A 3,541-nucleotide genomic window follows, 5' to 3' on the forward strand; every position below is an offset into this window, starting at 1 on the left:
CGAGTGATGAAGCTGCGCCTGGTTGAATGGGTGCTGATGCCTTTTGACTCGTAACCACAGCACTCCAAAGCATTCCGCAAAAATAAATCCGCTGCTTTAAAGCAAACGTGCTTTGTGGGGTTGCGACTGCTGGGAAACAACGATTGATTGTTCGGTACGTCATCAGCCTTCAGGCGTTCGTGTAGCGTTGGATGAACCGGCACTTGCCTAGTTTCACGGTGTCCGCTAGTATCTGCCTTGCGAGTTCTATAGCGCTGCGCTTGTCTATTTACAAATACTGAAATGCTGCTGCAACAGCTTTGTGAAGATTAAATTCATATTTAGCCAGCTCTTTTCTGATGGCTGTCTTAACTTTATGCCACCCATGCTCTATGGGGTTTAAGTCAGGAGAATAGCTGGGCTTTGAAAAGTAATTCGCCTCCTGATTTTTCGAGGATTTCTCTAATGATACGTCAGTTATTAAAGGGGGCATTATCCATAATAATTACCTGCCTTGTTCGGACTTGTGGTCACAAAAATTTCTCCTACCAATTTTCAACTACTTTGGCTTATCAATATCCTTGATAAACCATCGGGGCAAAAAACTTCCCCTCGCATAAAGCGCCAATAATACTAAGTCGCGCTCGACGGTTTCCAGGTCGGGAGGCGTGAAATCTTTCCCCTTTTTCACACCATCCGTAAGCGTAACTCTCATTACTGTCTATTGGGCTTTCATCTATGTATATTATCTGTTCATGTCGATACTTAGCTAGTTTTTCTCTAAATTCGCAGCGCGCTTCTTCGCTACGAGCTTGATAACCATAGGTTTTTTTTCCGAGTCTAACCCAGTTTTTTCAAACCTCGACTAATTGTGTGACGACTTACATTGCCCCTTGAGCCATTTCTTGTTGTGTTTTATCACCGTGGCGTTCAACAAATTCCTGAAATTTTTCCTTTTCCTGTCCTGCCTCCTCTGCTTGCCAGTCTGTAATTTTAGATGGCGCAGTCGGCGGTACAGTTGTCTTAGGAACTGTTGAACCTGTATTTTTGATATCTGTAGTCCACTTATACAGAGTTGGATGGCTAATGTTTACCAGCCGACTCACTTTACTGATTGACATGCCACCAGCTATCAAGTCAAGCGCACGTATACGTAAGTCAAGACTATAAGCGCGCGCCATAATTGAAGCTACTTTTAGCTAACTATATCATATTATTGGCTTAGTGTAAGTATACCAGCGCGCAGCGCTATAGCGCGGAAAGTGATGTACTCGCGCCCAGGACCTGATGCGTACAAATCCTCAACCCGCAGCGCCACAATTGCGCCCCACCTTTCCCCTGTGTAATAGGCAATATCCCAAAATAACTGATGCCAACCTTGCCCAACTCTACGAATCTTTAACTACTCAGATTCGCAGATTATTTCCGCTTTTCCGTGTCGTGAATTTTTAGCCATAAGTCACTAGAAGTTTTGGGCGATTGACAACTCAAATTTATCTATATTATTTTAATCTTGTGTCTCTCAACCAACAAAAACATTGCGTCAATAATCAAGCTATTTTTCAACAAGTACACTTTTGTCTAAAAGTGGAAATGACAAAACTCCAATTGCTTAATTAAATAAATAGTAATTGCGTTTTTAACTGTTGTGCTAGAAGAGCCAATAATTGTCAACTACGCTACTATAGCGCGTAGCGCTGGTGTATTTACAGATATCTGAAAGCAGCATCGGCTGCAAGATGAAGATTAAAAGTAACTGCTCACCGCAACTGCGTTGCGGTATCGCCAATGATGTCAGCGATAGCTACGCACTCCAGTTGTAGGTGGTATTCCAGAAAAACTTGCCACAATCAAGAAGGAAGTTTGTGGAAAACTGGTTGATTCAATTTCTTTCAACGAAAAGTTCAGTTGAATTGTAAGCCTGGAGGACTACGACCAGCTAAAGACAGTAACTCATATAATTGTGCGCGCGCTTCCCCACCTTGCAGCCGAACTGTTTCTAAAAAGCTAAACATTTGGGCTACGAACCCTCGCGCCCCAATCACTTCGCGCTCCTCCAGTTACTTTCCGATGCACGACCACAGGGCGTAAAGCTCGTTGGGCATCATTGTTGTCAGGTTTAACTTCTGGATAATCTAAAAAAGTAAACCACTCTGTCCAATGACGTTGAATCCGGTTGGCTAATCGTTGGGCATCGGCAGGCCAACCCTTAATAGGCGCATTAGTCAAGACATCTTGCAATTTGGCTTCCAGTACAAGACGTTCTGCCGCCATCGCTTCCCGACTCAATTGACCAGTATGATACTCCCGATATCGGGTTCTAGCAGTGGTTAAAATTTCACTGACTGCCCCAGCTAATAGCCGATTGCCATCAAAACGACTCAGTTTTAGCTTGAACCGACAGAAGCCCCACGCCTGACCCGATAGGGCAGCGTGGGATGAATGGCGGGTGAGTTGACGACAGTCTTCCGACCAATGCCGTAGGCGAGGGAGGAAGACATGGAGGAAACGAACTATCTCTCATGCTGCACACAGGTCAATCAGGCGTGTCTTGCTGTTCGATGTATTTGCGTAATGTTGAAATCGTAACACCTCCACAACTAGCAACAAAGTAAGACCCGTTCCACAGCACATCTTTACGATAAAACTGATTTACTCGTTCCTCAAATTCCTGTCTCAGTTTGCGCGATGAAACCGATTTCAAATTATTCACCAGATTGCTTAACGCTACATCTGGATGGTACTGAAACAACAAGTGAATATGATCCTCTTCTCCGTTGAATTCAACGAGTTTGCAATCCCATTTGGTCAGCAGATCCAGAAACACTTCATGCAGAGGTTTTAACATCTCACCTGTAAAGACCTTGCGGCGATACTTCGTCGTCAGAACAAGGTGAACCTTCAAGTCACTGACAAAGCTACCTTTGCTAACAAAATCATTTTTCATTGCACCTTACGGAAATACTGCTATAATCAGCGTAGCTTGAAATAACAGCACTCACGCTTGGTCGATAGCGAGGTAACACCGATGAAGCTCAATTACCAATACAGAATCTACCCATATACTCAGCAAATTCAGAAGCTCAATGAATGGCTGAGAATCTGCCGCTATCTCTTTAACCGTTGGCTGGGTCAATGCCTGGATTGGTGGGACTCTAATCGGTGTGCCGTCAATGCTTGTCCGTTGGTCTGCCATCTACCAGAACTCGCAGACAATCCGTATTACACAGATCTAAAAGCGCAATTGCCAGGACTCAAAGCTGACTTGGTAACGGTGCAATGGTCAGGTGAATTGCTAGATTTGAAATCGGTGTATTCCACCGTTATGCAAGATGTGTATACGTCGCGACTTAAGAAAGCGATGGATAGATACATTCAGGGTGATAGCAACGGCAAACGAAGCGGAAGACCTCGTTTCGTGCGATGTAGAAAGTTGAGTGGAATGGAGGTATAACAACCAACAAAGTGAGAGGAAAGCCGTCTTTCAAGCGTGAATTCTGTCTCACTATCCCCACGTAAAAAGAGTCCCAGACTCCGGTCACGTTAGTAGTAAGTAATGAAT

At 44.3% G+C, this 3,541-nt stretch carries 6 protein-coding genes and 1 pseudogene; 1 reads left to right on the forward strand and 6 read right to left on the reverse strand.

Going from position 1 to position 3,541, the window contains the following annotated elements; all coding sequences use genetic code 11:
• From ACE1CM_RS17515 to tnpA, 6 genes and pseudogenes are all read right to left on the reverse strand, one after another.
• The coding region (locus ACE1CM_RS17515) for a hypothetical protein (protein WP_374878812.1) at positions 1-203 on the reverse strand (203 nt) is incomplete at its 3' end.
• Between the two features lie 65 nt (positions 204-268).
• Complete coding sequence (locus ACE1CM_RS17520; protein WP_374878814.1) at positions 269-472, reverse strand: transposase; 204 nt, start codon at positions 470-472, stop codon at positions 269-271.
• Positions 473-551: 79 nt separating this feature from the next.
• A complete protein-coding gene (locus tag ACE1CM_RS17525; protein ID WP_374878821.1) occupies positions 552-728 on the reverse strand; it encodes a transposase in 177 nt (58 codons plus the stop codon).
• Positions 729-860: 132 nt separating this feature from the next.
• Positions 861-1,160, reverse strand: coding sequence for an IS630 transposase-related protein (locus ACE1CM_RS17530; protein WP_374878816.1), 300 nt, complete (start codon positions 1,158-1,160; stop codon positions 861-863).
• 723 nt (positions 1,161-1,883) lie between these two features.
• A pseudogene (locus ACE1CM_RS17535) lies at positions 1,884-2,196 on the reverse strand (transposase); the annotation flags it as partial.
• Positions 2,197-2,515: 319 nt separating this feature from the next.
• Positions 2,516-2,926 carry an IS200/IS605 family transposase gene (gene tnpA / locus ACE1CM_RS17540; RefSeq protein ID WP_374878818.1) on the reverse strand — a complete coding sequence of 137 codons (411 nt, stop codon included), beginning with the start codon at positions 2,924-2,926 and terminating at the stop codon, positions 2,516-2,518.
• Between the two features lie 81 nt (positions 2,927-3,007).
• On the opposite strand from tnpA, the gene ACE1CM_RS17545 reads away from it, so the two are divergent.
• Positions 3,008-3,433, forward strand: coding sequence for a helix-turn-helix domain-containing protein (locus ACE1CM_RS17545; protein WP_374878819.1), 426 nt, complete (start codon positions 3,008-3,010; stop codon positions 3,431-3,433).
• Positions 3,434-3,541: the final 108 nt, after the last annotated feature.

The sequence above is a fragment of the Microseira sp. BLCC-F43 genome (genome assembly GCF_041929235.1).
Taxonomy (GTDB): Bacteria; Cyanobacteriota; Cyanobacteriia; order Cyanobacteriales; family Aerosakkonemataceae; genus Microseira.